Raw genomic sequence first — 25475 nt, 5'->3', positions numbered from 1 at the left:
TGCGAGCGCAGATTCAGGGACCGAATATCACAAGTTCGGTGAACGTCAGATCTCCAGGTGCGGGTGGTCTGGGACCTTTGTAGTATTTCAGCCCCTTGTTGGGGCGGTACCATCCCACCAAGCCTGGAATCGGCTCCTTGGCGTCGACAAAGCAAACCAGGATTCCGCTTCGCAAGAGAAAGCGCCCCATCGCGCCGGCGCAGCGGCTCAAATCCGCAAGCGAGCGGCAATAGATGACCTGATGGCACTGGATAACACCGTGCAACATTCGGCGCGGCATCAATACCAGGGGGAACGCTGCTCCGTCGCAGATGCAGATCAACGACAGGCAGCCCAGCGCGGCGTGTTCCGAGAGTATGTATCTCTCACTCTCGGGCAGCATCGCCAATTCCGGAAGATCGGGACGCACTTCGACCACGCGACATGACCGCTGCGTCGAACTTAAAGCCGGCAAGAAGGTAAATTGTCCGCTGGAGAAGAGCCGAAAGCCTAGCGCCCGGTTGGCTTTCAATGTCGCTTGTGCCGGCGAAATGTTCGTGTAGGTCACGTCCTTCCGCTTGAGAACCGCCGCAACCAACATGGCGCCATAGGGACGGAAATCTGCATCGACTGACCAGCTTGAAAGATTGCAGCGGATTTCGTCGCCCTCTGGCCCCTGGTAGCGAGCATAAAGGGTGAGCACAACGCCGACGATCCGACCGGCATGCTCCAAAACAAAGCCATATCGTGGGAACTCGGCAACCGCAGGCCGCTGCGACAAACGGGTCAGAGCGTGTATCCAGTAACTCCGGTTACGCGCCGGAAAGCCCCTGCACAGGCAATCAACCACTCCCTCCCAGTCGGTTTCGCGGATTGGTCTACAGCGAAGACCGGGCGGGAGAGCGCCAAGTACGGCCAAAATCAACTCCAGAATACGATTTACTTACATGTGCCTAATGCGCTCCACATATCAGCGCTCAACGATTAATAGTCCGTGCGGGTTTTAAAAACGATTTTCCACACTCAGCACAAACACAGCTTGCCATGACGCTGCTCACGCCCTGGATCGCGCCGAAAGGTGCGGCCGCCACGGTTGACTTGGCGTTGAATGCGGCTTTACAGGGATGGAGCGCGAACCGGTCGGGGAACGTCCTGGTGCCAATCCGGTACCGACAGCTCGAACCCGCTCCTCTCGCGATATCCTAAGTGATTGAAAAATCACCTTGGAGGGATGGCCGAGCGGTTTAAGGCACCGGTCTTGAAAACCGGCATGGGTGCAAGCCCACCGTGGGTTCGAATCCCACTCCCTCCGCCAGATCCGTTTCTTGAATCCTGCAGGCATGGACGTCGAGTTTTCCGCTCGTCGGATTCTCGACTGCCTGGGTTTAACAGGCCGGTCCGCTTCGGGGAGAACCGCCGCTCTGCCCCATGCAGCGCACCACCTCTCGCGTCGCTGAAATGCGACAGGTGCTGATCGTGGCAACGATACCAAAGTACCGGTGATACTATTGCGTAATCAACAACCTGCCACAAAGCGAAGTCTATCACCCGCCGCGCAGCCGCGCTCGTCGGGTTGATTTCTCCGCCCGAATATGATGCTTCTCCCGCCTATGAATAAACTATTTTCTGCGGTCCTCGGATGGACGATAGTGGCTTGGCCGGCCAGCGCGATGGACAGCGCATTGCGCGCCGGCCTGCTGAAACTCGATCCGCAAACCCGGCTGGAGCAGCGATGCGACGCCGAAATTCTCGACCGGATTACCCGCGACGACCACAAATACAAAGCCGATCGTGTCGTCGCCTACGCTTTTGCGACGCCCGAAATGGGCGCCGATGCGATCAAGAGCCCGGGTGCTGCGTTTCGCAGCAAGGGACAGTGGTACCGGCTGAAATTCAAATGCGAAACAGCGCCGGACCATATGCAAGTCCTGCAGCTCCGCTATCGGATCGGTGATGAAATTCCGGAAAGCGACTGGCCCAAATACAATCTCTATAACTAGGCATTCGCGACCTGTGGCCGCATTTTGCCGGTGTTCGGGCCGATCGTCGCAAACTCTGTATATTGCCGCAATAACGGGCGGTTTGCCGACCTTGTTCCAACCAGTCCCTTGACGCGCAGGAACCATACACGTTAGGCCCTCCAGGCATTCGACGCGAACGGTCGGCCAACCAGCAAGGGACTTCCAGTCGATGGAAATTTTCACTGCCGCGGGCTTCTCGGCCCTGCTCCAGGTCATCGCCATCGACCTCGTGCTTGCAGGCGATAACGCCATCGTCATCGGTTTGGCCGCGGCGGGCTTGCCGGTCGAGCAGCGCAAGAGAGCGATTCTCATCGGCGTGGTGGCGGCGACGGTGCTGCGTATCGGTTTTGCTGCGATCACCGTCACCCTGTTACAGATTGTCGGCCTGCTGCTGGCCGGCGGCATCTTGCTGCTGTGGGTGTGCTGGAAGATGTATCGCGAGCTGCGCACGTCGTATGCTGACGAGGTGGAGGCGACCGAAGCGCTGTCCAATTCCGATATCAACAGCGATGATATGGTGGCCGGCAAGGCGCGCAAGAAGACCTTGGGTCAGGCGGCATTGCAGATCGTCATCGCCGACGTGTCGATGTCGCTCGACAACGTACTGGCGGTCGCCGGCGCGGCGCGCGATCACTTCCAGGTGCTGGTGATAGGCCTCGTCCTGTCGATCGCGCTGATGGGCCTTGCCGCGAGCTTCATCGCCAAGCTGCTGCACCGCCATCGCTGGATCGCCTATATCGGCCTTTTGATCATCTTTTATGTCGCACTCGATATGATCTACCGGGGCGCGGTGGAAGTCTTGCCGCATGTCAGCAGTGCGGTGAGCTGACACGCCGACTCGAATTCTCATCGGCCGGCCTTTCAGCTTCGGCGAGCCTTCGGCGACGCTGGCGGTTGCGTTTCGCCGCAGCCGCTGCCCATACCAATGCCGCGACAAGTGTGGTACTGCGCCGCCAATCCTGAAAATCCGGAAAGCTTTGATGTCCGCCCCTCGCGTCAGTTTCGTCAGCCTTGGATGCCCGAAAGCCCTTGTGGATTCGGAGCGCATTATCACCCGCCTGCGCGCCGAAGGCTACGAGATCGCCCGCAAGCACGACGGCGCCGACCTGGTCGTCGTCAACACCTGTGGCTTCCTCGATTCGGCTCGCGACGAATCGCTCAACGCCATCGGCTCCGCACTTTCGGAGAATGGCAAAGTTATCGTCACCGGCTGCCTCGGCGCCGAGCCGGACGTCATCCGTGAAAGACATCCGAACGTCCTCGCCATCACCGGACCACAAGCTTATGAAAGCGTGATGGCGGCGGTGCATGAGGCTGCCCCCCCGAGCCATGATCCCCACATCGACCTTTTGCCGCCGCAAGGGGTCAAGCTCACGCCGCGCCACTATGCGTATCTCAAGATTTCGGAAGGCTGCAACAACCGCTGCACCTTCTGCATCATCCCGGCGCTGCGTGGCGACCTCGTATCGCGGCCGGCCGCCGACGTGTTGCGCGAAGCCGAGAAGCTGGCCAAGGCCGGGGTCAAGGAGATCCTCGTCATCTCGCAGGATACCAGCGCCTACGGCATCGATATCAAATACCGGACCAGCATGTTCGGCGATCGCGAAGTGCGGGCGAAATTCCTCGATCTATCGGAAGAACTGGGCAAGCTCGGTGTCTGGGTGCGCATGCACTATGTCTATCCCTACCCGCATGTCGCGGACGTCATCCCATTGATGGCCGAAGGCAAGATTCTTCCCTATCTCGATATCCCATTCCAGCACGCCTCGCCGCAGGTGCTGAAGAACATGCGCCGGCCCGCTCATGGCGAAAAGACGCTCGAGCGCATTCGCGGCTGGCGCGACGTCTGCCCGGACCTTGCCATCCGCTCCACCTTCATCGTCGGCTTCCCCGGCGAGACGGATGACGATTTCGAGATGCTGCTCGACTGGCTGAACGAGGCCAAGATCGACCGCGCCGGCTGTTTCAAATACGAGCCGGTCAGAGGCGCCCGCTCCAACGAGCTCGGCCTCGAGCAAGTGCCGCAGGAGATCAAGGAAGCCCGCTGGCACCGCTTCATGCAGCGCCAGCAGAAGATTTCGGCAACGCAGCTCACCAAGAAAATTGGCAAGCGCCTGCCGGTCCTGATCGACGAGGCGCATGGCAATTCGGCCAAGGGCCGGACCAAATACGACGCGCCCGAAATCGACGGTTCGGTCCATATCCAGTCGCGGCGGCCACTGCGCGCCGGCGACATCGTCACGGTCAAGATCGAGCGCGCCGACGCTTACGACCTTTACGGCTCAGCAGTCTGATATTCGTCCAAAATGAAAAGGGCGCCGCGTGGCGCCCTTTCGTTCGATATGTTTCCGACCACCTACTGCGGCAGCTTGTCGTCGACGCCCTTCACGTAGAAATTCATGCCGAGCAACGTCGCGTCGTCGGCGACCTCGCCCTCCTTCAGCCAAGGTGTGCCGTCCTGCTTGGCGATCGGCCCGGTGAAGGGGTTCCAGCCGTCGGCGATCTTCTTGGTGGTGGCTTCGGCCATCGCCTTGACGTCGTCGGGCATGTTGGTGAACGGCGCCAGCTTGACGGCGCCGTCCTTAATGCCGAGCCAGACATTGTCGGGCTTCCAGGTGCCGTCGAGCGCCGCCTGGACGCGGCTGATGTAGTAGGGACCCCACTCGTCGGTCAGCGCGGTCAGCTGCGCGTGCGGCGCGAACTTGATCATGTCGGAGGACTGCCCGAAGCCGTGCAGCTTGCGCTCCTCCGCCACCTGCAAGGCAGCGGTCGAGTCGGTGTGCTGGACGATGATATCGGCGCCCTGGTCGAACAATGCCTTGGCAGCATCGGCCTCCTTGCCCGGATCGAACCAGGAGTTCACCCACACGATCTTCGCCTTGAAGTTCGGGTTGATCGACTGTGCGCCGAGCATAAAGGAATTTATGCCCATCACCACTTCCGGGATCGGGAAGGAAACGATGTAGCCGGCGACGCCCGACTTCGATTGCTTGGCGGCGATCTGGCCAAGCACGTAGCGGCCTTCGTAGAAACGCGCATTGTAGATGCCGAGATTTTCGGCCGTCTTGTAGCCGGTGGCGTGCTCGAACATCACCTTGGGGAATTTCTTGGCGATCTTTACTTCCGGGTCCATGAAGCCGAAGGACGTGCCGAAAATGATCTTGCATCCCTCGCGCGCCAGGCGCTCGAAGGCGCGGTCGGCATCGGGGCCTTCGGAGACGTTTTCGAGATAGGCGGTCTCGACCTTGTCGCCGAGTGCCTTTTCCACCTCGAGGCGGCCTTGGTCGTGCTGGTAGGAGTAGCCGAAATCGCCGATCGGGCCGGTGTAGACCCAGCACGCCTTCAGCTTGTCCGCCGCCTCGGCTGATGCCGCCAGCGACAATGCGGCCGTCGCCGCCATCAGGGCAATAAGCAGTTTTTTCATTGTGTTACCTCTCTGAGTTAAGCCTTGGAGCTTCCGTCTTTTTGTTGTCAACGATCCGGAACGAATGGCTGGCCCAAGGAGGCCGGCGTGTTCATCATCGTCAAACGCTTGTTGCGCGAGATTAGAACGAGAACCACGACGGTTGCCAGATAGGGCAGCGAAGAAAGCAGTTGCGAGGGAAACGATTTTAAGAACGCAATTAACTTGTAGAGCAACCAGGGCGCGTCGACGAAGTCCTGCAGATTTATGGCTTGGACGTGAAGCTGGCCAACCCAGATCGCGCCGAAAATATAGGCGCCGGCCAGCACCCGCCATGGCCGCCAGGAGGCGAAGACGACCAGAGCCAGCGCGATCCAGCCGCGGCCGGCGGTCATGTTCTCCACCCATTGCGGTGTGTAGACCAGCGATAGGTGACCGCCGGCGAGGCCGGCACAAGCGCCGCCGAAAATCACTGAGAGATAGCGGTAGCGGATGACGTGGATGCCAAGCGCATGGGCGGATGCATGGCTGTCGCCGATCGAGCGCAGCGTGAGCCCGGTGCGGGTCTTGAACAGGAACCACATGACGGCGGCGGTCAGCGCGATCGAGATGTAGAAGATTGGATCCTGGCCGAACAGCAGCCTGCCAACGACCGGGATTGCGGTCAGGCCGGGAATATCGAGGTTTGGCAGCCTTTCGCCGGGCTGACCGACAAAATTCGTTCCCATCATGCCGGAAAGGCCGAGGCCGAGCAGTGTCAGCGACAGGCCGGTGGCCACCTGATTGGTGGCCAGCGACAGCGTCATGACGGCGAACAGCAGCGAGAACACTGCCCCCATGGTGATTGCCGCCAACAGCCCTATCCAAGGCGAGCCGGTGAGATAGCCGGCGCCGAAACCGCCGACGGCACCCATGATCATCATTCCTTCGACGCCGAGATTGAGCACACCCGAACGTTCGACCACCAGTTCGCCGATCGCCGCGATCAGCAGCGGCGTCGCCGCCGTCGCGATGGTCAAGAGGATGTTGACGGTGATGTCCATCAGCGGGCTTCCTCCAGCTTCGGCCCTGCCTCGAGCTTCGGCGCGGAAAAGCCGGTCAGGCGAATGCGGTAATGGATGAGCGTGTCGCAGCCGAGCACGAAGAACAAAAGCATGCCCTGGAACACGCGCGCCACCTTGTCGGAGATGCCGAGCGCGCTTTGCACTGCCTCGCCGCCCAGATAGGTCAGCGCCAGCACAAGGCCTGCGGCGACGATGCCGAGCGGATTGAGCCGGCCGAGAAATGCCACGATGATAGCGGTAAATCCGTAGCCGGGCGAGATCACCGGCTGCAATTGTCCGATGGCTCCCGAGACCTCCGAAATCCCTGCAAGTCCGGCCAGTGCGCCCGACAGCAGGAAGGCAAAGAAGACCATGCGGTTAAGGCCAAACCCGGCGAAGCGCCCTGCCCTTGGGCTTGAGCCGAGCACGCGGACCTCGAAGCCTTTCAGCATACGGCTCATCAGGATCCAGATCAGTATCGCCGCGATCAGCGCGAAGACAAATCCCCAGTTTGCCCGGCCGGATTCCGGGAGGAGTTCCGGCAGTATGGCCGAGTCGTTGAACTGGATGGTCTGCGGGAAACCGTGGCCCTGCGGATCGCGCCACGGCCCGCGTACGAGCCAATCGAGGAAGAGCTGGGCGACATAGACCAGCATCAGGCTGGTCAGGATCTCGTTGGTGTTGAAGCGCGTCTTCAGCAGTGCCGGGATTGCAGCATAGGCGGCCCCACCGACCATGCCGAGCAGAAGCATCAGCGGCAGCACCAATGGGCCTTCGAACTGCGGAAACAGCACGGGGATGATCGAGCCGACAATGCCGCCCAGGATGAACTGGCCTTCGGCGCCGATGTTCCAGATGTTGGCCTTGTAGCAGACCGACAGTCCGACCGCGATCAGGATCAGGGGGGCGGCCTTGATCGCCAGCTCATGCAACTGCCAGACCTGGCTGATCGGTTCGATGAAGTAGATGCGGAACGCGGTCAACGGGTTGACGCCGAGCAGCGCGAACATGATGGCACCGGCAATGATCGTCAAAACGAAAGCGATGAAAGGCGAGAGTGCCGAAAACAGCATCGAGCGCTGCGGGCGTTTTACAAGTTCGAGGCGCATCAGGCCGTCTCCAGCGTATGTTCGGCATGACCGGGTTCGGCGCCGCCCATCAGCAGCCCGATTTTCTCGAACGTCGCTTCAGCTATCGGCAGCGGCTTCGACAGTTCGCCATTGTGCATGACCGTGATCGCATCGGAAATCTCGAACAGCTCGTCGAGGTCCTGGCTGATCACCAGCACCGCCGAGCCGCTGCGCGCCAGTTCGATCAGCGCCTGGCGGATGTGGGCCGCCGCACCCGCGTCGACCCCCCAGGTCGGCTGATTGACCACCAAGACGCTCGGCCGGCGGTCGAGTTCGCGGCCAACGATGAATTTCTGCAGATTGCCGCCCGAAAGAGCCGCAGCCTCCGGATCCGGCGCGCTCTTGCGCACGTCCATTGCCTTTATGATGCGCTGGGCAGCGGTATGGATCGCATCGGCCTTGACCATTCCACCGGCGCCGACAAACATCTTGCCATCGGTGGCGTGGCGCGACAGAAGCAGGTTCTCCGAAAGCTTCATGCGCGGTGCTGCGCCATGGCCGAGCCGCTCTTCCGGGACGAAGGCAGCGCCCATCAGACGCCTGCCGGTGATGGTGAGGCCGCCGGCATCCTTGCCGCGGATGCGGACCGAGCCGGCATCCTGCTGCAGCACCTCGCCGGAAACGGATTCGAAGAATTCGCCCTGGCCGTTGCCGGCCACACCGGCAATGCCGATCACCTCGCCGGCGCGGACCTCGAGATTGATGTTCCTGAGCGGGATCGAGAACGGGGTCGCTGGCTTGCGGGTGAGTTCGCGGATTTGAAGCAGCACCGGCGCGGTCTCGATACCCTCGGCCGGCGCCCGCACCACGGCCAGCACTTCGTTGCCGACCATCATCCGCGCCAACGAAGACGCGGTTTCCTGGCGCGGATTGCAATGGCCGACCACCTTGCCGTGACGCAGCACGGTGGCGCGGTCGCAGATCCGTTTGACCTCTTCCAGCCGGTGCGAAATGTAGAGGATGGACTTTCCTTCCGAACGCAGCCGTTCGAGCGTCTCGAACAACTTATCGGCCTCCTGCGGCGTCAGCACCGAAGTTGGTTCGTCGAGGATGATGAGTTGCGGCGTCTGCAGCAGGCAGCGGATGATTTCGATACGCTGACGCTCGCCGACCGACAGATCACCGACCAGCGATAGCGGATCGAGAGGCAGGCCGTAACTGTAGGAGAGCGCCCTCGCCTTGGCCGCGATCGTGCTGATCGGCGAGCCGTCATCCAGCGACAGCGCGATGTTCTCCGCCGCCGTCAGCGCTTCGAACAGGGAAAAATGCTGGAAAACCATGCCGATGCCGAGCTTTTTTGCGGTGCCGGGGCTGGTGATCCTGACCGCCTGGCCATTCCAGAAAATCTCGCCGGAATTCGGTTCCAGCGATCCAAACAGCATTTTCACCAGGGTCGACTTGCCGGCGCCGTTCTCACCAAGCAACGCATGGATCTCGCCCTTGGCGATGTTGAGATCGACATGGTCGCACGCCGTCAACGTGCCGAATATCTTTGTGAGGCCGCGAACCTCAAGCAGGTTTGCGCCGTCCTGATCTGCACTCACGGTGCCTCCATCTGGTTTGCCAGACATGTTCTGTGTTCCCGCAACCATCGTATGCGCGGGCTGCTCTCTACGGTAAGCGCCTCACGACTTGAAAGAGCTTCAAGAATTTCAGCGGAAACTCAAGCGGTAAAGAGCAGTTCGCAAGAACGGCGGCGTCGGCGGCCCGAAACTGCGGGCGCCTAAGGGATAAGTATTGTTGTCCCGGTGGTCCGGCGCCCTTCGAGATCGGAATGCGCTTTGCCGGCCTCGCTGAGCGCGTAACGCTGGTTGATCTTGATCTTGACGGCGCCGCTGAGCACCACACCGAACAAGGCGGCGGCGGAAGCCTCGAGGTCTTCGCGCCTGGCATTATAGACGAACAGCGTCGGCCGCGTTGCGAACAGCGAGCCCTTCTGCGCCAGCAACGAGATGCTGAAGGGCGGGATCGGCCCAGACGATTGACCGAAGCTGACGAAAGTGCCGAGCGGCCGCAGGCAATCGAGCGAGGCTGGAAATGTGTCGTTGCCGACTGAATCGTAGACAACGTCGCATTTCTTGCCACCGGTGACAGCGGCAACGCCGGCCACGAAATCCTGTTCGCGATAGTTAATCACGTGGTCGAAGCCATGCGCCTTGGCGAGCTCGATCTTGTCGGTGGAACTCGCCGTGCCGATCACTGTCGCGCCGAGATGCTTGGCCCATTGGCCGAGGATCAGCCCGACACCGCCGGCCGCCGCATGAAACAGGATCGTGTCGCCGGCTTTCACCTTGAATGTACGGCGCAACAGATATTCGGCGGTCATGCCCTTTAGCATCATGGCTGCGGCCTGTTCGTCGCTGATGCCGTCCGGCACCTTCACCACGCGGTCGGCGGCGATCACGCGCTGCCCGGCATAGGCGCCGGTCGTCACGGCGTAGGCGATGCGATCGCCGGGTTTGAGCCAGTCGACATCCGAGCCGACATCCAAGACCACGCCGGCCGCCTCGCCGCCAGGGACCAGCGGAAATCCGCCCTGCGGCGGATAAAGGCCAGAGCGATAATAGACGTCGATGAAATTGAGACCGATCGCGGTATGCTTGACCAGGATCTGTCCCGAGCCCGGCTGCCCGGGATCGGCATCCTCATAGGTCAGGACCTCCGGGCCGCCATGGGCATGGATGCGGATCGCTTTGGACATTTTCTGGCTCTCTTGGGATCAGGCTTTCTTATCCGGCTTGGCGCCGAGATTTGGGAAGAACTGCATGATAGCGCCGATGCAGGCGAGGTAAAGCCCGGTGAACGTAATCCCGAACTTGATGAAATCGCTGACCTGCTCGCCCAGCACGCCGATCTGGTCGTAGAAGGAGGCAAGTGCGGCCTGCGCCAGCGCCAGCGCGCCGAAAGCGCACCAAAGCAGCGTCATGCCGAGATTGATTGGCCGCAGCCGCTTCACCCGCACCGGATGGATGAAATTGATCGGCACGAAGGTGAGAATGGCGGCCACCACGACCACCGCGAAAGAAACCCATTGTCCGGGCTCGATGACGAACAGCGTGAACACCACCATGTTCCAGACGACCGGAAAGCCCTTGAAGAAATTCTCCTTCGTCTTCATGCCGGTATCGGCATAGTAGATTGCGCTCGACACCACGATGATCGCCGCCGACAGGAACGACAGGCGCTCGCCCATGAAGCCGCGCTGATAGAGCGCGAAGGCCGGAATCAACACGTAGGTCACGTAGTCGATGATGTTGTCGAGCAGTTCGCCCGACCAAGTCGGCAGGATTTCCTTGACATCGAGCTTCCTGGCGATCGGCCCGTCGATGCCGTCGACGAAAAGCGCCAGCCCCAGCCACCAGAACATCGCCGTCCAGCGCTGCTCGCTTGCTGCCACTAGCGACAGAAACGCCAGGAATGAGCCCGACGCGGTCAAGAGATGGACCGAGAACGCCCGCGCCTGAGGCCATGTGACTTTCTTCTTCGGCCGCGGAATCCGGTCGGCGATTTTCCTGGCCGTCGTCTTCTTGCTCACGGGCCCCGCCAGTCCAGCTTGCAGATTTCGGCCGAACGGCCAGCAAAGTTCCAGTTGCGGCCAAAGGCCCGCATTTTGCTCTTGTCGGATTTGGCGACGATGATTTCCGGCGCAATCCAGTATTCCGAATTGCTGATGACCGTATCCTTGTCGCGATCCTTGCCGGTGATTGGCGTCACCGCACCATCGATGATCTTCGGTATCTGAAAGATGCGTGTTTTCTCACGCGTCTCGTAGGTGATCGGCACCTGCTCGGCGCCGAGGAACTGTCCGACCAGGATGGAGAGCAGCGATGTGGTTCCACCGGCCTTGCCGGTGAATATCTTCGTCAGTCCCTTCACAGCGTAAACCGAGGCGCGCTTGTCGATGAACAGGCCCGCCGTCCAGTTGCCGCGGCTCATATAACCGGGGATTTCCATGACCAGCCCAAGATTGAGGCCGGACAGGTCGACCTCGCCGAAATGGCCGGCATCGATCCGGAACCCCGCCCAGGTTTGGCAATAGCCTTCCGTAGGCGGATGATTGCCGAGCGACAGAACGCAAGGGCAAAAAACCGTGCAATTGCAGGAAAGTATGAGCTCTCCCTTCATTGCCCAGTTTTGATCTGTCATCGAATTCTCCCCCCTCATGCCGAGACTACTAGTAGCGCGGCTGCCCAGACAAGCAGTATCGCACCGCCCAACCGCGTCGGCAGATTGCCTGCCGTCTGTTTTTCGACCAGGCTGAACAAGCCGATCAGCGCCATCCAGAACACGTTCATCACACCGACGGCAAACATTACCAGCATCAGCGCCCAGCAGCATCCAAGGCACCACAGGCCCTGCTCCATACCGAGCCGGAAAATGCGAATGGGCTTGGCGCTCCAGTTGGCGAACAGGACCGAGAACGGATTTCTGCACTTCTCCAGACAGGCTTCCTTCAGCCAGCTGAACTGATAGAGACCAGCGATCGACAGCGCGGCTGCTCCGGCAATTCCAAGCAGCGGATCGAGCATCTGCCCGGATGACACGAATGCATGGACTGCGAGCGTCAGGGCAGCGAATATTGCCGAGGCGGCAAGCCAGACGCTCAAATATCCAGCGACAAGGATCAGCGGATGGGCAACAGGTTCCCCCTTGATCCTGGCGGTATCTGCGATCTCGCAATAGGTGCGGATCATCGGCGCCGCGGAGGGCAGCATGGTCGCGATGGCCATCAACAGCCACATCGCGGTGAGTGCCCCGCCTTGCGCCCCTACGCTTGCGCGAAGCGGCGCCGGCGCCAGGCAAAGGGCGAAGAAACGCGCAAGGAAATCCGGCAGCGGCAGTTGCGGCAGGTATTCCAGCACGGCGTCGCCGGGTACATCGGCGCCCGGGAGCCGGCTCACCGCCCCCCGAACTGCCATTGCGCCGAGAAGGAGCCAGGCAACGGCGATGCCCATGCCGGCAACGACGCCCACCGTCAGTCGAGGGCTACATGCAACGCTCGCCATCGCGCGGCCGGTGCCGTCGAGGTGGCTGAAATCGTCTTGTTGGCCGGTCATGGCAACCGAATGGGCCGAATCGCCGCGTTGATCAAGCCGCATCACCTGACCTATATGGACCAGCAGGTCGGACGGGCCTCACCTCGCAATCCGGAAGCCGAATTTGAACCATCGGGAAACAGCACGGATACTGGTCGCCGGCAGCGGCCCTGCGGGGCTGATCGCGGCGCTTGGCTTTGCCGAGGCGGGCTTTCCCGTGACGCTCGTCGGACCCGAGGCAGCCGGCCTCGACGGCCGGACGACAGCCTTGATGAACCCTGCCCTGAAGATGTTCGAACGGCTAGGGATCTTCGACGGAATCAGGCCGCACGCAGCGCCGCTCAAGGTGATGCGTATCGTTGACGCAACCAACCGGCTGATCCGCAGCCCGACAGTGACCTTTCGCGCCAGCGAGATCAACGAAGAGCAATTCGGGCTGAACTTGCCCAACAGCGTTCTCAACCGCACGCTAGCCGAGGCCGTCGCGCATTCGGGCATCGAATGGCGAAAGTCGATGGTGGAGGCATGGCGCCTCGATGCCGACCATGCCCATGCCGTTCTCGCCGACGGCAGCGAGGTTGAGGCATCGTTGGCAGTTGCCGCCGATGGCCGTCAGTCGCCGGCCCGCGAGGCAGCCGGCATCCGCACCTCGATCCGATCCTATCCGCAGGCGGCGTTGGTGCTCAATTTCGGTCACCGCAGCGACCATGCCTTCACCTCGACCGAATTCCACACCGAGACCGGTCCGTTCACACAGGTTCCCCTGCCCGGCAACCGGTCCAGCCTTGTCTGGGTGCTCGAACCCGATATCGCCAAGGACCTTGCAGCACTCGACGACGCCGAGCTTTCGACGCGGGTCGAACAGCGGATGCAATCGATGTTGGGCCGCGTGTCGGTTGAGCCCGGCCGGCAGGTCTACCCCCTTTCAGCGGTGAGCCCGTGGCGGTTTGCGCATCGCCGCGTGGCACTTGTCGGTGAAGCCGCCCACGTGTTTCCCCCAATTGGCGCGCAGGGCCTCAATCTCGGCATCCGGGACATCGACGACCTGATTGGTGCCGCAAGCAGAAACCGCTCGGACCCGGGCGCCCCCAAGGCGCTTGCAGCCTATGATTTCAAGCGGCGGCCGGACATTCTGGCGCGCAGCAGCGCGGTCAACCTGCTCAACATGTCGTTGCTTTCCGACATACTGCCGGCTCAGATGGTGCGCAGCGCTGGCCTTGGCGCGCTTGAGGGGTTTGCGCCGTTACGGGCGTTTTTCATGCGCGAGGGTCTTCGACCCGGCAGCGGTTTTGCGGCGTTTTTTGGCGGATTGCGAAAACCGGCTGAGCGATAGCGATCTTGGCCACCGCCCTTGATCCGCATCTCGCGATGCTCAACCCGGCATCACGGGGATCGGGATTGAATTGACGCGGCGTCTGCGCCAAATAATGACGATGTCGACCTTAAGGTCTGGGCCAATCTTTGCCGGACCGGTGCGTAAGAATCTAAAGTCCTGGAGCGTTCCTTGCGTGTTCCAGGATGCGTGGCGTTCAAGAAGTTCAAGTGGTGAGTGCGATGAAGACAGCCAAATTCTCGATCGGACAGGTGGTTCGGCACCGGCTGTTTCCGTTCCGCGGCGTCATTTTCGACGTCGATCCGCAATTCGCCAATACTGACGAATGGTACGAGGCGATCCCCGCTGACGTGCGGCCGCGCAAGGACCAGCCTTTCTATCATCTGCTCGCCGAGAATTCCGAAACGGAATACATCGCCTATGTGTCCGAGCAGAATTTACTCGAGGACCGGTCGGGCGAACCGGTCCGGCATCCGCAGATTGGTGAAATGTTCGACAAGAAGCCTGACGGGCGCTACGAGCCGAAGTACCAATTGAGACATTGACTTAGCCGGGATCTGGCTGGACTGGGACAGGCTTGAGACATGGCTGGACCCGACAAACAGCCGGTCCAAACGAAAAAAGCGGGGCATGAACCCCGCTTTTTTGTTGGTTCGAAAACCCGTCGATCAGTTGGCGGCCTTCGCCTTTTCCTGCTCTTCCTTGAGCTTCTTGGCAAAATCCTGATTGTTCTTGGCGACGAACTCCTGGAGCTTCTTCTGTCGGTCCTCGATGTCCGACTGCTGCAGCGGCGGGCCGTCGAAGGCGCCGCTGAAGCCGGTCAGCGCAATCTTGATCGGGTTCGGCTGGTTCTGGAAATTGACCGAGGTGAGCGTCAGCGCCGATCCCTTCTTGAAGGATGCGACAAGCTGATCGCTCAGCGGCACTTCCGCCACGCAGCGATCCGGAAAACAGATCACATAGTCGAGCTTCTGCGCCTTGCCGCCGTCGATCTGGAGGCCGATGCCGGGAGGAACGAGACGGCCGGTCGGAACCGTCACCTGGAACACCTTGCGGTTCACCTTGCCCTTCAATTCGATCAGGCTGACGCCGGTGATGAGCTGGCCGTTGCCGGCGGTGGTGATGTTCTGGACATTGCAGATGTCGACGTCTTCCTGCTTGGTGCAGGCCTTGAACCAGCCTTGCGGAATCTGCTGTTGCTGCTGCGCGGAAGCAGCGGGAATCCCGGCGCCCAGAATGCCGACCACGCCAGCGGCCATGACCGACAGGCGGTACGCGTTGCTGTTCAGGCTCGTCATGTCGTGCATTCCTCTCAAATGATCCCGGAACCGGCTTTTTTCATGCCGTGTGGTCCAGCTACCTGTTGCCGAAATGAGGCAACAGAATGACTTCGGACGGCGTGTTACACTGCAAGCGGTGCCGAATCCAGCCCGGGTCTCGCGAATCTTGGCCAAGGGATAGGCTCAAGGGGTTGGCCGGTGCACGACCGGCTCATGTATGCTGCGCATCGAATCGGGAAGGAGACGGTCATGGGCCGCGTTGTCGTTTGGCTGATCGCCGCAATGTTGTTTGTCGGCCTTTCCCTGCAGCCGGCCCTGTCGGAACCGAAGCACGCGCTTGCCATGCAGGGCGAGCCGGCGCTGCCGGCCGACTATAAGCATTTCAACTACGTCAACCCCGACGCGCCGAAAGGCGGCAGCATTACCTATTGCGTCGTCGGCAGCTTCGACAATCTCAATCCGTTCATCCTGAGAAGCCTGCGCACCACCGCGCGCGGCATGATGGATCAAGCCTTTGGCAATCTTGTCTTCGAGCCGTTGATGCAGCGCAACTACGACGAGGCCTTCAGTCTCTACGGCCTGCTCGCCGATACCGCCGACATGGATCCCGAGCGCAAGAGCATCGAATTCCACCTCGATCCCAACGCCAAATGGTCGGACGGCGAGCCGGTGACGCCGGAAGACGTGTTGTTTACCTATGACGTCTTCACCGAGAAGGGCCGCCCACCTTACAGCCAGCGAATGAAAGCGATTGCCAAGCTCGAAAAGACCGGCGACCGCAGTGTGCGCTTCACCTTCAACGACAAGGCGGACCGCGAATTTCCCCTGATCATTGCGCTGACGCCGATCATCCCGAAACACGCCTTCAACAAGGACACCTTCGACAGGACGACGCTAAAGCCTGTGATCGGCAGCGGGCCTTACACGGTGGCGCAAGTCGTGCCCGGTCAGCGCATCGTGTTCAAGCGCAATCCGGACTATTGGGGCAAGGACGTGCCGTCCAAGCGCGGCTTCGACAATTACGACCAGATCACCATCGAATATTTCCTCAACGCCAACGCCAAGCAGGAAGCGTTCAAGAAAGGCATCTGCGCCATCGACGACGACAGCGACCCGGTCAAACGCGAGCGCGATCTCGATTTTCCGGCCTTCCACAGGGGCGAGGTCATCGCCGAAACTTTCGATACCGGCATTCCGCCGGTGGTCAACGGTTTCCTGTTTAACACGCGGCTGCCGAAATTTTCCAATACGGTCGTGCGGCGCGCGCTCGGCATGCTCTACGATTTCGAATGGGCCAACAAGAATCTGTTCGGCGGCAAATACACGCGCACGATGAGCTTTTGGCAGAATTCCGAGCTGTCCGCGCTCGGCCACCCGGCCAGCGAAAAGGAAAAGGCCCTGCTGGCCCCCTACCCCGGCCGCGTGCCCGCAGATGTCATGGACGGCACCTACAGGCCGCCCGTTACCGACGGCTCCGGCCAGGACCGCAAGGTGCTGAAGGCGGCATTCGAGCTGCTGAAGAGCGCGGGCTATACGGTGCAGGACGGCGCGATGCTCGATCCCGAGGGAAAGCCGTTCGGTTTCGAGATCCTGACCGCCTCGCAGGACGAAGAGCGACTTGCCGCTATCTATCAGCGCACCCTTGAGAAGCTCGGCATCGATGTCGGCATCCGCAGCCTCGACGGTGATCAGATCCAGTCGCGCAAGCAGCGTTTCGATTTCGAGGTGCTGGTCGGCTCGACCGGTTTCAACAACTCGCTGTCGCCCGGTATCGAGCAAACCGGGCGCTGGGGATCCGCTGCCGCCAAGGCCGAAGGCTCGTTCAACCTGGCGGGTGTCGCCGACCCCGCAGTGGATGCGGCGATCGAGGCGATGCTGAGAGCTCGTTCGAAGGAGGACTATGTAGCGGCCGTCCGCGTTCTCGACCGGCTGCTGATCTCCGGCAATTACATGGTGCCGACGCAGCACAACAACCAGCAATGGCTCGCTTATTGGAACTATCTGGAACATCCGCAAAAGACGCCCATGTACGGTTATCAGTTGCCGACCTGGTGGCGCAAACCGAAGTGACCTCTTCACAACAGGAGATCAAGATGAACGACGAGAGCTCGATTACCGTCGATGTGGTCTCCGACGTCGTGTGTCCCTGGTGCTTTATCGGCCAGAAACGGCTCGACAAGGCGATTGCCGCCGTCGATATCGACGTTCACATACGCTGGCGGCCCTTCCAACTCGACCCAACAATCCCGCCCGAAGGCAAGAACCGCCGCGACTATATGGTGGCGAAATTCGGCAGCGAGCATCGCATCCGCGAAATCCATGCCCGGATCGAACCGCTGGGCGAGGCTGAAGGCATCTCCTTCGCATTCGACGCCATCAAGGTCGCGCCCAATACGCTGGATGCGCACCGTCTCATTCGCTGGGCCGGCACGGCCGGCGAGGCCATTCAGAACCGGCTGGTGCGCCGGCTGTTCCAGCTGAATTTCGAGGAAGGCGCCAATCTCGGCGATCATGCCGTGCTGATCGAAGCCGCCCGCGAGGCCGGCATGGATGCGTCCGTGGTCGAAACGCTTCTGCCGACCGACGCCGATGTCGAGGCGGTGCGCACCGAAATCGCCACCGCTTCGCGCATGGGCGTATCGGGTGTGCCGTGCTTTCTGCTTGAAGGCAAATATGCGGTGATGGGTGCCCAGGACGCCGATACGCTCGCCGATGCACTCCGCCAGGTCGCCGCGGCCAAGGCACGCGGCGAACTGGAGACGGCGAACTGAGTCGGACTATTTCCTATTTCACCGTCACCTTGGCCTTGCTGACGAAAAAGCCATGGCCATGCTTGCCGGTGCAGGTCAATCCCTTGGCGGATGACTGGCAGGAAAACGGCCCCTTGCTCCAGCTGTTGCCGTACGCCAGCGTGGTGACGTCGCCGCAGCAGCCTTGCTCGCCCGGATTCTTGATCAGCGTCGCCGGACCTTTCGGGCCGAGGATGACGGTGACGTAGCTGGGCTCGACGCGCGAACAGCTCAACTCCGGTCCGCCATCCTGCGGCTCGTAGGTGCTGGTGCCGCCGTTTGGCGTGTAGATGCAGCCAATATTGCCGGACGGCGTGTTGAACTCGATCTGTCCCTCGGCGTTTGCGGGAACGGTCTGGCTGCCGGCATATGTTTGCGGCAGCCAGGCAAACATCGCGAGCATCGCCACAAACAATGTCCGTGCAAGCATGGCGAACTTCCCCCCGGTTCAAACCTGGATGCGTCCGGCAGGTTCGATCCGAAGCGCGTGTTTGTCAAACGCGGTTTGTGCGCGCTCTTAAAAAGGCACTGGCTAACTGATATTGATCTTCATCCTGGACTGTGTCGGCAAGTCATTTCTTGGCCGATTACGGGTTCCTGACAAGGCGGCTTCAAACACGAATCATACGGTCACGTCCTGCCCGCCGACGAGGCCGGACTGGCCGTGAAGGCGGTTCAGGCTGTGAAGATCGGCCGCTGGAAGGCGCTTCTATGTTCACAAAGCTGTGTGAAGACCTTCCCTTGGGGAAGATCTCTACTTGCTCGGGCGCAGGCAAGTAACTATTTGAAATTGCGTTGGTATTCCGCCCTTCGAAACGTGACGGCACAGCGCCGTGATCATTCATTCTGTTGCTCCACTGCAACGGCCGGCAAGCTAAGCCACCTGCGACTGGTGAAAAGCTAATGGAAAATGATCAATTGGTGTTACTGTCCGTAACAAAAGAAAAATCGTTTGGGCGGGATAGTGATTCGGGTCGATAGACCAACGCGACATTCAATATCGGAAAAATGGCTCCGCGGTGCCGCAAGGCAGTCGCCCCTGACGCCCGTATCTTCGATGCGCAGCTTCTGGGGGCTGATGCGGGTCTACTGGTTCTCGGACCGCTGGAGGGAAGCCTGGACGCTGACGCTGGTGATCGCGCTGATCATCGCGCTGTCCAGCAAAGCCGACGTCTGGTTTACGGTGGCTGGGGCCGAGCTGGCGGCTTCGATCGCTTTTTTCCACGATGCCGCGAACACGACGCCACTTAAGACAATACTGACCAACGCCGGTTGGCTGGTGCTGCTGGTCGTGCTCAAGGACTTGGTTATTGCCGGCATTCGCAACCTTGTTTCCAAGACATTGCATCGCAAATGGCGTGGCTGGCTGGATAGCCGATTCAACGAGGCCTTGCTCGACTCCAATCATTCGCATTTCCATGCCCAGCATGGCTCTTCCGGGAATGCAGCTCCCGACAATATCGACCAGCGCGTGCAGGAATCCATCAAGGCCATGACCGGTGGAGCCATCGGGCTTGCTTCGGGTGTGCTAGGCGTCTTCGCTTCGTTCTACTTTCTCGGCGGCGAATTGCTGAAAAACTCTGTCGAGGTGAAGGGGCTGGAGTTTCTCGGCAGCTACGGCAGCGCCGTCCTTGCTCTCCTGGCAATCGCTGTCTATGTGCCGTTCAACACCTGGATCGCGTTGAAACTCGGCCGAATGCTGGAGTGGCTAAACGTCAGAATGCAGCAGGCCGAAGGCAATTACCGCAGCGAGTTGATCACGTTCCTGCGCCGCAGTTTTCATGTCGCCGCATCGCAGGGCGAGAATGTGCAGAAGACTGTACACAGCCAGCGTTATGCAGACATTGACCGTACCTGGGCCAGACTGAACATCGTCAATACCGGCTACACCTCGTTCGAGCTGATCTATAATTTCATCGGTGCCAAGATTGTCGCTTTCGGGCCCGGGCTGGTGCCCTTCATCCACAACGGCCTCGACCTCAAGGGTTATCTGACAGCTTCCGGCCAGGTCGATAAGCTGATCAGCAACTGTTCGTGGTTCATCCATGTGATGCCGGAGATCGCCACCTTGCGCGCCAACAGCCAGCGCGTCATCGAATTGGCGCAGGCAATCGAAAACGTCCAGCACCCGCAGGAATTCTATCAGCAGACCGGCCGATCCGAGTTCCGCTACGACCACCAGAACCCGGTGTTCGGCCTGACCATCCAGAAGCTCGAACTGGCGCATCAGGGCGAGGACGCAACGCCCTTCCTGAGTGCCGCGAACTTGCGCTTCCGGCGTGGCGAGTGGACTTTCCTCAAGGGCGAATCCGGTTGCGGCAAGACCTCGCTGATCAAGGCGATCAACGGCCTGTGGCCTTATGGCCGCGGCACCATCGTCTTCCCGGAAGGGGTCAGGAGTTTCTACGCCGCTCAGGAGGTGAAGCTGCAGCAGGTTTCGCTGAAGCAACTGGTCTGCCTGCCCGGTTCCGAGCATGATTACGCCGACGTGCAGGTCGCATCCGCCCTGCACAAGGCCGGTCTCGGCGACTTCATCGAGCATCTGGCTGATGAGAGCCGTGAAGGAAAGATCTGGGATCAGGTTCTCTCGGGTGGGCAGAAGCAGAAGCTGGTTGTCGCCCGCATCGTGCTGCAGCAGCCGGGATTGCTGTTCCTCGATGAAGCCACCGGCGCGCTCGATCCCGAAGGACGGATCGCCTTCCATCAGGCGATCAAGGACAATTGCCCTGATGCAACGGTGATCTCGATCATGCATGAGGCGACGCCGCCGAGATCGCTCGCGGGCACCGAATTCTACCACAGCGTGGTTGCGATCGCCGACGGCGTCGCTACCAAGAAGCCGCTGGTTCCGAGCTTGCCGGTCGAGCTCACCACCATCCTCACGCAGCCGACACGGCCGGCCGAGGACAAATGGCTGCGCTTTCCCCGCCGGCTGAAGCAGAGATAGCCGCGGGCACCATTGCCAGCGTCCAGCCAGCCTGCCACGTCGCCCGATCACAGTCTCGCGATCCGCCGGTTTGCCGCCGTTTTAACCCGCTCTCGCGATTGACTCGGCAAGGCGCGCTCCTATGTTGCGCCGGCTTGCAGAATCTCAACTCGAACCCGCGAGCAGAAAGGTCACCGCGCCATGCCTGGCGACAGTCACAGTCGAACGCAACCGCCGTCCGCTTGACGTGGCCTGACAGGCTCACGTCCTGCCGGACGGCAAGGAGTGAGCCATGAACGAGTTTTCCCCTGTCGCGGGCGGCGATGCCATCGCCATCGCTCGCGTACTTGCCAACGAACACGTCGCCGACATCGTCGAGGCCTTGAACCAGGAGCCCCGCGAGACGGCATCGGAGCTGCTTTGCGAAGTGCCGTTCGAGCGGCTGGTCGAGATCTTCGACCAGCCTGAACTCGACGGCGCATCCGAACTGGTCGAGGCGCTGCCCCGCATCAAGGCAGGCAGACTGCTTGCCGCCATGTCGGTCGACCGCGCCGCCGACATACTGCGCGATCTGAACGAGCCGGCTCGTTCCGAACTGCTTGGTGGCCTGGCGCCACCGCTGCGCGCGACGCTGCTTGCCATTCTCGGCTATCCCGAAGGCAGCGCCGCCTCGCTCATGACGACCGAATATGTCAGCGTGCCGCCGGACTGGAGCGTGGCCCGCACGCTGGATTATATCCGCAAGGTGGAGCGGACGCGCGAAACCGTCTACGCGATCTACATCGTCGATCCGCAAACGCATGTCCTGTTGCGCTCGACCAGCCTGCGTCGACTTATCGCTGGCGGGCCCGACGAGCTGATCATGGCAATCGCGCCGGATCGTGCGCCTATCACCGTTTCACCGCTGACCGATAGTGAAAAGGTTGCTCAGTTGATCTCGAAATATGATCTGCTCGCCGTTCCGGTCGTGGACAACGGCAAACTGCTCGGCATCGTTACCATCGACGATATTATCGACACGATGATCGACGAAACGACGGAGGATGTGCATCGTTTCGGCGGCATGGAGGCTCTCGACGAGCCCTATATGAAGATGGGCTTTCTGGCGATGATCCAGAAACGCGCCGGCTGGCTGTGCGCGCTGTTTATCAGCGAGATGCTGACCGCAAACGCGATGCAGAGCTACGAGGGCGAGCTGGAAAAGGCGATCGTGCTGACGTTATTTATTCCATTGATCATGAGCTCCGGCGGCAATTCCGGCTCGCAGGCGACCTCGCTCGTCATCCGGGCGCTGGCGCTGCGCGAGATCGGCCTTGGCGACTGGTGGCGGGTGGCATTGCGCGAGCTGCCCACCGGCCTGGTGCTTGGCTCGATTCTTGGCGTGGTCGGCGTCTGCCGCATCGCGCTCTGGCAGTATCTCGGCTTCTACGACTACGGCCCGCACTGGCCGCTGATCGCAATGACCATCGGCGCCACGCTGGTTGGCATCGTCACCTTCGGCTCGTTGTCTGGATCGATGCTGCCGTTCGCCCTGAAGCGCATGGGCTTCGACCCGGCCAGCGCATCGGCCCCGTTCGTCGCCACGCTGGTCGACGTCACCGGGCTGGTGATCTATTTTTCTGTGGCGCTGGTGATCCTGCGCGGAACGTTGCTGTAAGAAAACGCACGCACTGCCATCGCGGCAATTTCGTTGCCGCGATGGGTTGTCGTCGCGTCAGACGCGCTCACCATCTCTCACCCGGTAAGTCGGCTTGTACATGGTGACGAGTTCTTCCGCGGCGGTCGGATGCACCGCCATGGTGCGATCGAAATCATCCTTGGTCAGGCCGGCCTTCAGCGGTATGCCGAGAAGCTGCGCCATTTCGCCGGCATCCGGCCCGAGAATGTGGGCGCCGAGGACCCTTTTCGAGGCGCCATCGACGACCAGCTTCATCAGCATCTTTTCGTCGCGGCCGGAAAGTGTGTGCCGCATCGGCCGGAAGGTGGCGCGGTAGATTTCAACATTCGAAAAGCGCTTTGCCGCCTCATCCTCCGACAGGCCGACCGTACCGATCTCGGGCTGCGAAAAGACTGCGGTAGCGATCGTGTCATGGTCGGGCGCCGTCGGCTTGTCCTTGAAGGCGGTCTCGACGAAGCACATCGCCTCGTGGATTGCCACCGGCGTCAATTGCACGCGATGGGTGACGTCACCGATTGCCCAGATGTTGTCGATGTTCGTGCGGGAGTATTCGTCGACGTGGATTGCCCCGGTTTTGGTCATCTCGATGCCGACGCCTTCCAGGCCCATGTTCTCGGTATTGGGAATGCGGCCGATGGCGAGCATGACCTGGTCGCCCGTCAGCACCGTGCCGCCGGTGACAAGCGCGTCGAGCCGGCCGTCAGGCCGCTTCCTGACCCACTCGGACACGGCGTGGCAGAGGATTTTTATCCCTTTCTTTTCCATCGTGTCGTGCAGCATGCGTCTGAGGTCCATGTCGAAACGGCTGAGGATCTCCTTGCCGCGGTAGACCAGCGTCGTGTCGACGCCGAGGCCGTGAAAGATGTTGGCGAATTCGACGGCGATATAGCCGCCGCCCTCGATCATGATTGCCTTCGGCAGTTCCTTGAGGTCGAAGGCCTCGTTGGAAAAGATGCAGTGCTCATGGCCGGGCAATGCCGGATGCGGCGCCGGTCGCCCGCCGGTAGCGATCAGGATCTGGTCGGCGGTAACGGTGCGATCCTCACCGAGAAGATGCACCACATGCCGATCGACCAGGGTGGCGCGCGAATGAAAGACCTCGCCGCCGGCGCCCTGCACGTTCTTCTTGTAGATGGCCTCCAGCCGGCTGATTTCGCGGTCCTTGTTGGCGACCAGCGTCTGCCAGTCGAAACGCGCCTCAGGCACCGTCCAGCCATAACCGGCGGCGTCGGCGAAATGCTCGGGGAATTGCGAGGCGTAGACATAGAGCTTCTTCGGCACGCAGCCACGGATCACGCATGTGCCGCCATAGCGGTATTCCTCGGCAATGCCGACACGCTTGCCGAGTGCGGCCGCGACGCGCGCCGCCCTCACCCCGCCGGAGCCGCCGCCGATGACGAAAAGATCGTAGTCGTAACCGGCCATGGCTGAACTCCTTGCCCCTCAAACCCCGAGACAGGTAGGCTGCCGACTATCAAAAGAAAAGCCCGGACTTGCCGGGCTTTTGGTCCAGTGGCGGTCAGGCGGCTCGGAAGTCCGCAATCAATTCGGTGTAGCGTCCGCGGGAGCTGCGCCATCGGCCGGAGCGGTACCGTCGGCAGGTGCAGCCGGCGCCTTGGCATTCGCCGCTGCACCCAGGGTCTCGCCGACCTGCTGGGCGAGATCGCGAGCCAGGCCGTTCTGCCAGATCTCGGCAGCCTTCACCAGTTCGCGCGTCACGATCGGGCCGTTGTCGAGCAGCTTCTTGCCGGAATCGGAATTGTAGAAGGCGGCGATTTCATTGAGTTCCTTTTCCGAGAACACCTTTGCATAGGCGAGCGCCGCTTCCTTTTCCAGGTCGGCGCGGCGCGATGCCAAGGCCATCGCCTTCTCGTTGATCGTCTTGGCGATCAGTTCCTGCATGTCCGGGTTCTTCTGGATCAGCTGCTGCTCCAGTGCCGCGGCCGCTTGCGGCAGGATGCTGTCGAACGTATCCGTCGCATGGATCGCCGCGACGGCGGCGCGCGCCGCCTTCAAATGCGCATCGGTGACGTCCTGCGAAGACGCAGGCGACGAAAACGCGAAAACGGCCGAGGCCGCCAGAATGGCAAAAAAGCGGCCAACCCGGTTATGCAACGTCATGATCGGTAAAACTCCCTGATTTTCGGGCGGCATGGACGGTTTGGATGCCGTCGCCGCCGGCTATGATGGCCGTTGATGCCAGCCCGATGAAAAGACCATGCTCGACCACGCCCGGAATGGCGTGGAGAGCATTCGAAAGCGCTCTTGTATCCGGAATGCGGCCAAAAGATGCATCGAGGATAAAATGGCCGCCGTCTGTAACAAATGGCTGGCTCCCCGTCATCCTCAATGTAACAGGGCCGGAAAGGCCAAGGTTTGCAGCCGCCGCGCCGACCGCAATTTCGGTGGCGCGCAGGCCAAACCGGTTGACTTCGATGGGCAGCGGAAAACGGCCGATCATCTCGACCATCTTGGAGCTGTCGGCGATGACGATCATGCGGGCGGAGGCCGCCGCGACGATCTTTTCGCGCAGCAGCGCGCCGCCCCCGCCCTTGACCAACGTCAGCGCCGGATCGATCTCGTCGGCGCCGTCGATGGTGAGGTCGAGCTCGGGGGTTTCCTCGAGGGTGGACAGCGGCACACCAAGCTCGGTGCAAAGGACGGCGGTGCGCTCCGAGGTCGGCACGCCGATGACAGTCAGGCCGATGGCGACCTTGTCGGCGAGCAGCCGCACGAACTCGTCCGCCGTCGTGCCGGTGCCGATGCCGAGCCGCATGCCATCCGTGACATGGGCAAGCGCTGCCCGCGCGGCCTCAACCTTCAATTGCCTCGCATCCATGCCGGGTCCCGAGATTTG

General features: G+C 61.1%; 23 protein-coding genes and 1 tRNA gene. 10 read left to right on the top strand and 14 right to left on the bottom strand.

Annotated elements, in window-relative coordinates:
- Positions 1–13 precede the first annotated feature (13 nt).
- The gene (locus tag NKH16_RS01470; protein ID WP_352747214.1) at positions 14–898 is read right to left on the bottom strand and encodes a GNAT family N-acetyltransferase; all 885 of its coding nucleotides are present in this window, start codon (positions 896–898) and stop codon (positions 14–16) included.
- A gap of 306 nt (positions 899–1204) precedes the next feature.
- Between NKH16_RS01470 and NKH16_RS01465 the strand changes: the two genes are divergently transcribed.
- The 4 genes from NKH16_RS01465 (at position 1205) to rimO (ending at position 4294) form a co-directional block, all read left to right on the top strand.
- Positions 1205–1294: transfer RNA gene (locus tag NKH16_RS01465), tRNA-Ser, on the top strand.
- A gap of 277 nt (positions 1295–1571) precedes the next feature.
- A complete protein-coding gene (locus NKH16_RS01460) occupies positions 1572–1979 on the top strand; it encodes a DUF930 domain-containing protein (RefSeq protein ID WP_352747212.1) in 408 nt (135 codons plus the stop codon).
- Positions 1980–2169: 190 nt separating this feature from the next.
- Positions 2170–2829 (top strand): TerC family protein, encoded by a 660-nt coding sequence (locus NKH16_RS01455; protein WP_023675054.1) that lies wholly within the window; start codon positions 2170–2172, stop codon positions 2827–2829.
- Positions 2830–2980: 151 nt separating this feature from the next.
- Positions 2981–4294: a 30S ribosomal protein S12 methylthiotransferase RimO gene (rimO, locus tag NKH16_RS01450; protein ID WP_352747209.1), complete on the top strand. Its 1314-nt coding sequence runs from the start codon at positions 2981–2983 to the stop codon at positions 4292–4294.
- 62 nt (positions 4295–4356) lie between these two features.
- On the opposite strand, the gene NKH16_RS01445 is transcribed toward rimO, so the two are convergent.
- The 8 genes from NKH16_RS01445 to NKH16_RS01410 all read right to left on the bottom strand — a co-directional run bounded on the left by NKH16_RS01445 (position 4357) and on the right by NKH16_RS01410 (position 12633).
- Entirely contained in the window at positions 4357–5424 is a 1068-nt protein-coding gene (locus NKH16_RS01445; protein WP_352448917.1) for a BMP family ABC transporter substrate-binding protein, read from the bottom strand.
- A gap of 47 nt (positions 5425–5471) precedes the next feature.
- Positions 5472–6446 (bottom strand): ABC transporter permease, encoded by a 975-nt coding sequence (locus NKH16_RS01440; protein WP_352448916.1) that lies wholly within the window; start codon positions 6444–6446, stop codon positions 5472–5474.
- Positions 6446–7558 carry an ABC transporter permease gene (locus tag NKH16_RS01435; RefSeq protein ID WP_352448966.1) on the bottom strand — a complete coding sequence of 371 codons (1113 nt, stop codon included), beginning with the start codon at positions 7556–7558 and terminating at the stop codon, positions 6446–6448. The genes NKH16_RS01440 and NKH16_RS01435 overlap by 1 nt, the downstream gene beginning before the upstream one ends.
- On the bottom strand, positions 7555–9147 hold the full coding sequence (locus NKH16_RS01430; protein WP_502894945.1) for an ABC transporter ATP-binding protein: 1593 nt from the start codon (positions 9145–9147) through the stop codon (positions 7555–7557). The genes NKH16_RS01435 and NKH16_RS01430 overlap by 4 nt, the downstream gene beginning before the upstream one ends.
- Before the next feature lie 152 nt (positions 9148–9299).
- Positions 9300–10277 (bottom strand): quinone oxidoreductase family protein, encoded by a 978-nt coding sequence (locus NKH16_RS01425; protein ID WP_352747203.1) that lies wholly within the window; start codon positions 10275–10277, stop codon positions 9300–9302.
- An 18-nt stretch (positions 10278–10295) separates the two neighbouring features.
- The gene (pcsA, locus tag NKH16_RS01420) at positions 10296–11072 is read right to left on the bottom strand and encodes a phosphatidylcholine synthase (protein ID WP_502894951.1); all 777 of its coding nucleotides are present in this window, start codon (positions 11070–11072) and stop codon (positions 10296–10298) included.
- A gap of 35 nt (positions 11073–11107) precedes the next feature.
- On the bottom strand, positions 11108–11722 hold the full coding sequence (locus tag NKH16_RS01415) for a DUF1326 domain-containing protein (protein WP_352471871.1): 615 nt from the start codon (positions 11720–11722) through the stop codon (positions 11108–11110).
- A 14-nt stretch (positions 11723–11736) separates the two neighbouring features.
- Complete coding sequence (locus NKH16_RS01410) at positions 11737–12633, bottom strand: DUF2182 domain-containing protein (RefSeq protein WP_352747200.1); 897 nt, start codon at positions 12631–12633, stop codon at positions 11737–11739.
- 103 nt (positions 12634–12736) lie between these two features.
- On the opposite strand from NKH16_RS01410, the gene NKH16_RS01405 reads away from it, so the two are divergent.
- Positions 12737–13945 carry a UbiH/UbiF family hydroxylase gene (locus tag NKH16_RS01405; protein WP_352898037.1) on the top strand — a complete coding sequence of 403 codons (1209 nt, stop codon included), beginning with the start codon at positions 12737–12739 and terminating at the stop codon, positions 13943–13945.
- 221 nt (positions 13946–14166) lie between these two features.
- Entirely contained in the window at positions 14167–14490 is a 324-nt protein-coding gene (gene hspQ / locus NKH16_RS01400; RefSeq protein ID WP_352613626.1) for a heat shock protein HspQ, read from the top strand.
- A 123-nt stretch (positions 14491–14613) separates the two neighbouring features.
- Here the strand turns inward: hspQ and NKH16_RS01395 are convergent, their stop codons facing one another.
- On the bottom strand, positions 14614–15243 hold the full coding sequence (locus NKH16_RS01395) for an invasion associated locus B family protein (protein ID WP_352448908.1): 630 nt from the start codon (positions 15241–15243) through the stop codon (positions 14614–14616).
- 264 nt (positions 15244–15507) lie between these two features.
- Here NKH16_RS01395 and NKH16_RS01390 point away from each other — a divergent pair, with 264 nt between their 5' ends.
- Positions 15508–17295: an extracellular solute-binding protein gene (locus NKH16_RS01390; protein WP_502911659.1), complete on the top strand. Its 1788-nt coding sequence runs from the start codon at positions 15508–15510 to the stop codon at positions 17293–17295.
- Between the two features lie 23 nt (positions 17296–17318).
- Positions 17319–17996 (top strand): DsbA family oxidoreductase, encoded by a 678-nt coding sequence (locus NKH16_RS01385; RefSeq protein WP_352742794.1) that lies wholly within the window; start codon positions 17319–17321, stop codon positions 17994–17996.
- Positions 17997–18009: 13 nt separating this feature from the next.
- On the opposite strand, the gene NKH16_RS01380 is transcribed toward NKH16_RS01385, so the two are convergent.
- Positions 18010–18444, bottom strand: coding sequence for a hypothetical protein (locus NKH16_RS01380; RefSeq protein ID WP_352742792.1), 435 nt, complete (start codon positions 18442–18444; stop codon positions 18010–18012).
- A 627-nt stretch (positions 18445–19071) separates the two neighbouring features.
- Between NKH16_RS01380 and NKH16_RS01375 the strand changes: the two genes are divergently transcribed.
- Entirely contained in the window at positions 19072–20961 is a 1890-nt protein-coding gene (locus NKH16_RS01375; protein WP_352448904.1) for an ABC transporter ATP-binding protein/permease, read from the top strand.
- 271 nt (positions 20962–21232) lie between these two features.
- Positions 21233–22597 carry a magnesium transporter gene (gene mgtE / locus NKH16_RS01370; protein WP_352821653.1) on the top strand — a complete coding sequence of 455 codons (1365 nt, stop codon included), beginning with the start codon at positions 21233–21235 and terminating at the stop codon, positions 22595–22597.
- A gap of 57 nt (positions 22598–22654) precedes the next feature.
- Here mgtE and gor read toward each other — a convergent pair whose 3' ends face one another.
- The 3 genes from gor to rpiA all read right to left on the bottom strand — a co-directional run bounded on the left by gor (position 22655) and on the right by rpiA (position 25457).
- Complete coding sequence (gene gor / locus NKH16_RS01365) at positions 22655–24043, bottom strand: glutathione-disulfide reductase (RefSeq protein WP_352742788.1); 1389 nt, start codon at positions 24041–24043, stop codon at positions 22655–22657.
- A gap of 117 nt (positions 24044–24160) precedes the next feature.
- The gene (locus NKH16_RS01360) at positions 24161–24739 is read right to left on the bottom strand and encodes a DUF2059 domain-containing protein (protein ID WP_352898028.1); all 579 of its coding nucleotides are present in this window, start codon (positions 24737–24739) and stop codon (positions 24161–24163) included.
- A complete protein-coding gene (gene rpiA / locus NKH16_RS01355) occupies positions 24726–25457 on the bottom strand; it encodes a ribose-5-phosphate isomerase RpiA (protein ID WP_352898025.1) in 732 nt (243 codons plus the stop codon). Before rpiA ends, NKH16_RS01360 begins: the two co-directional genes overlap by 14 nt.
- Positions 25458–25475 lie beyond the last annotated feature (18 nt).

This window comes from Mesorhizobium sp. M1307, from assembly GCF_040318155.1.
GTDB lineage: Bacteria > Pseudomonadota > Alphaproteobacteria > Rhizobiales > Rhizobiaceae > Mesorhizobium.
The sequence above is the reverse complement of the archived record's forward strand: the minus strand, read 5'-3'. Positions and strand labels throughout refer to the sequence as shown.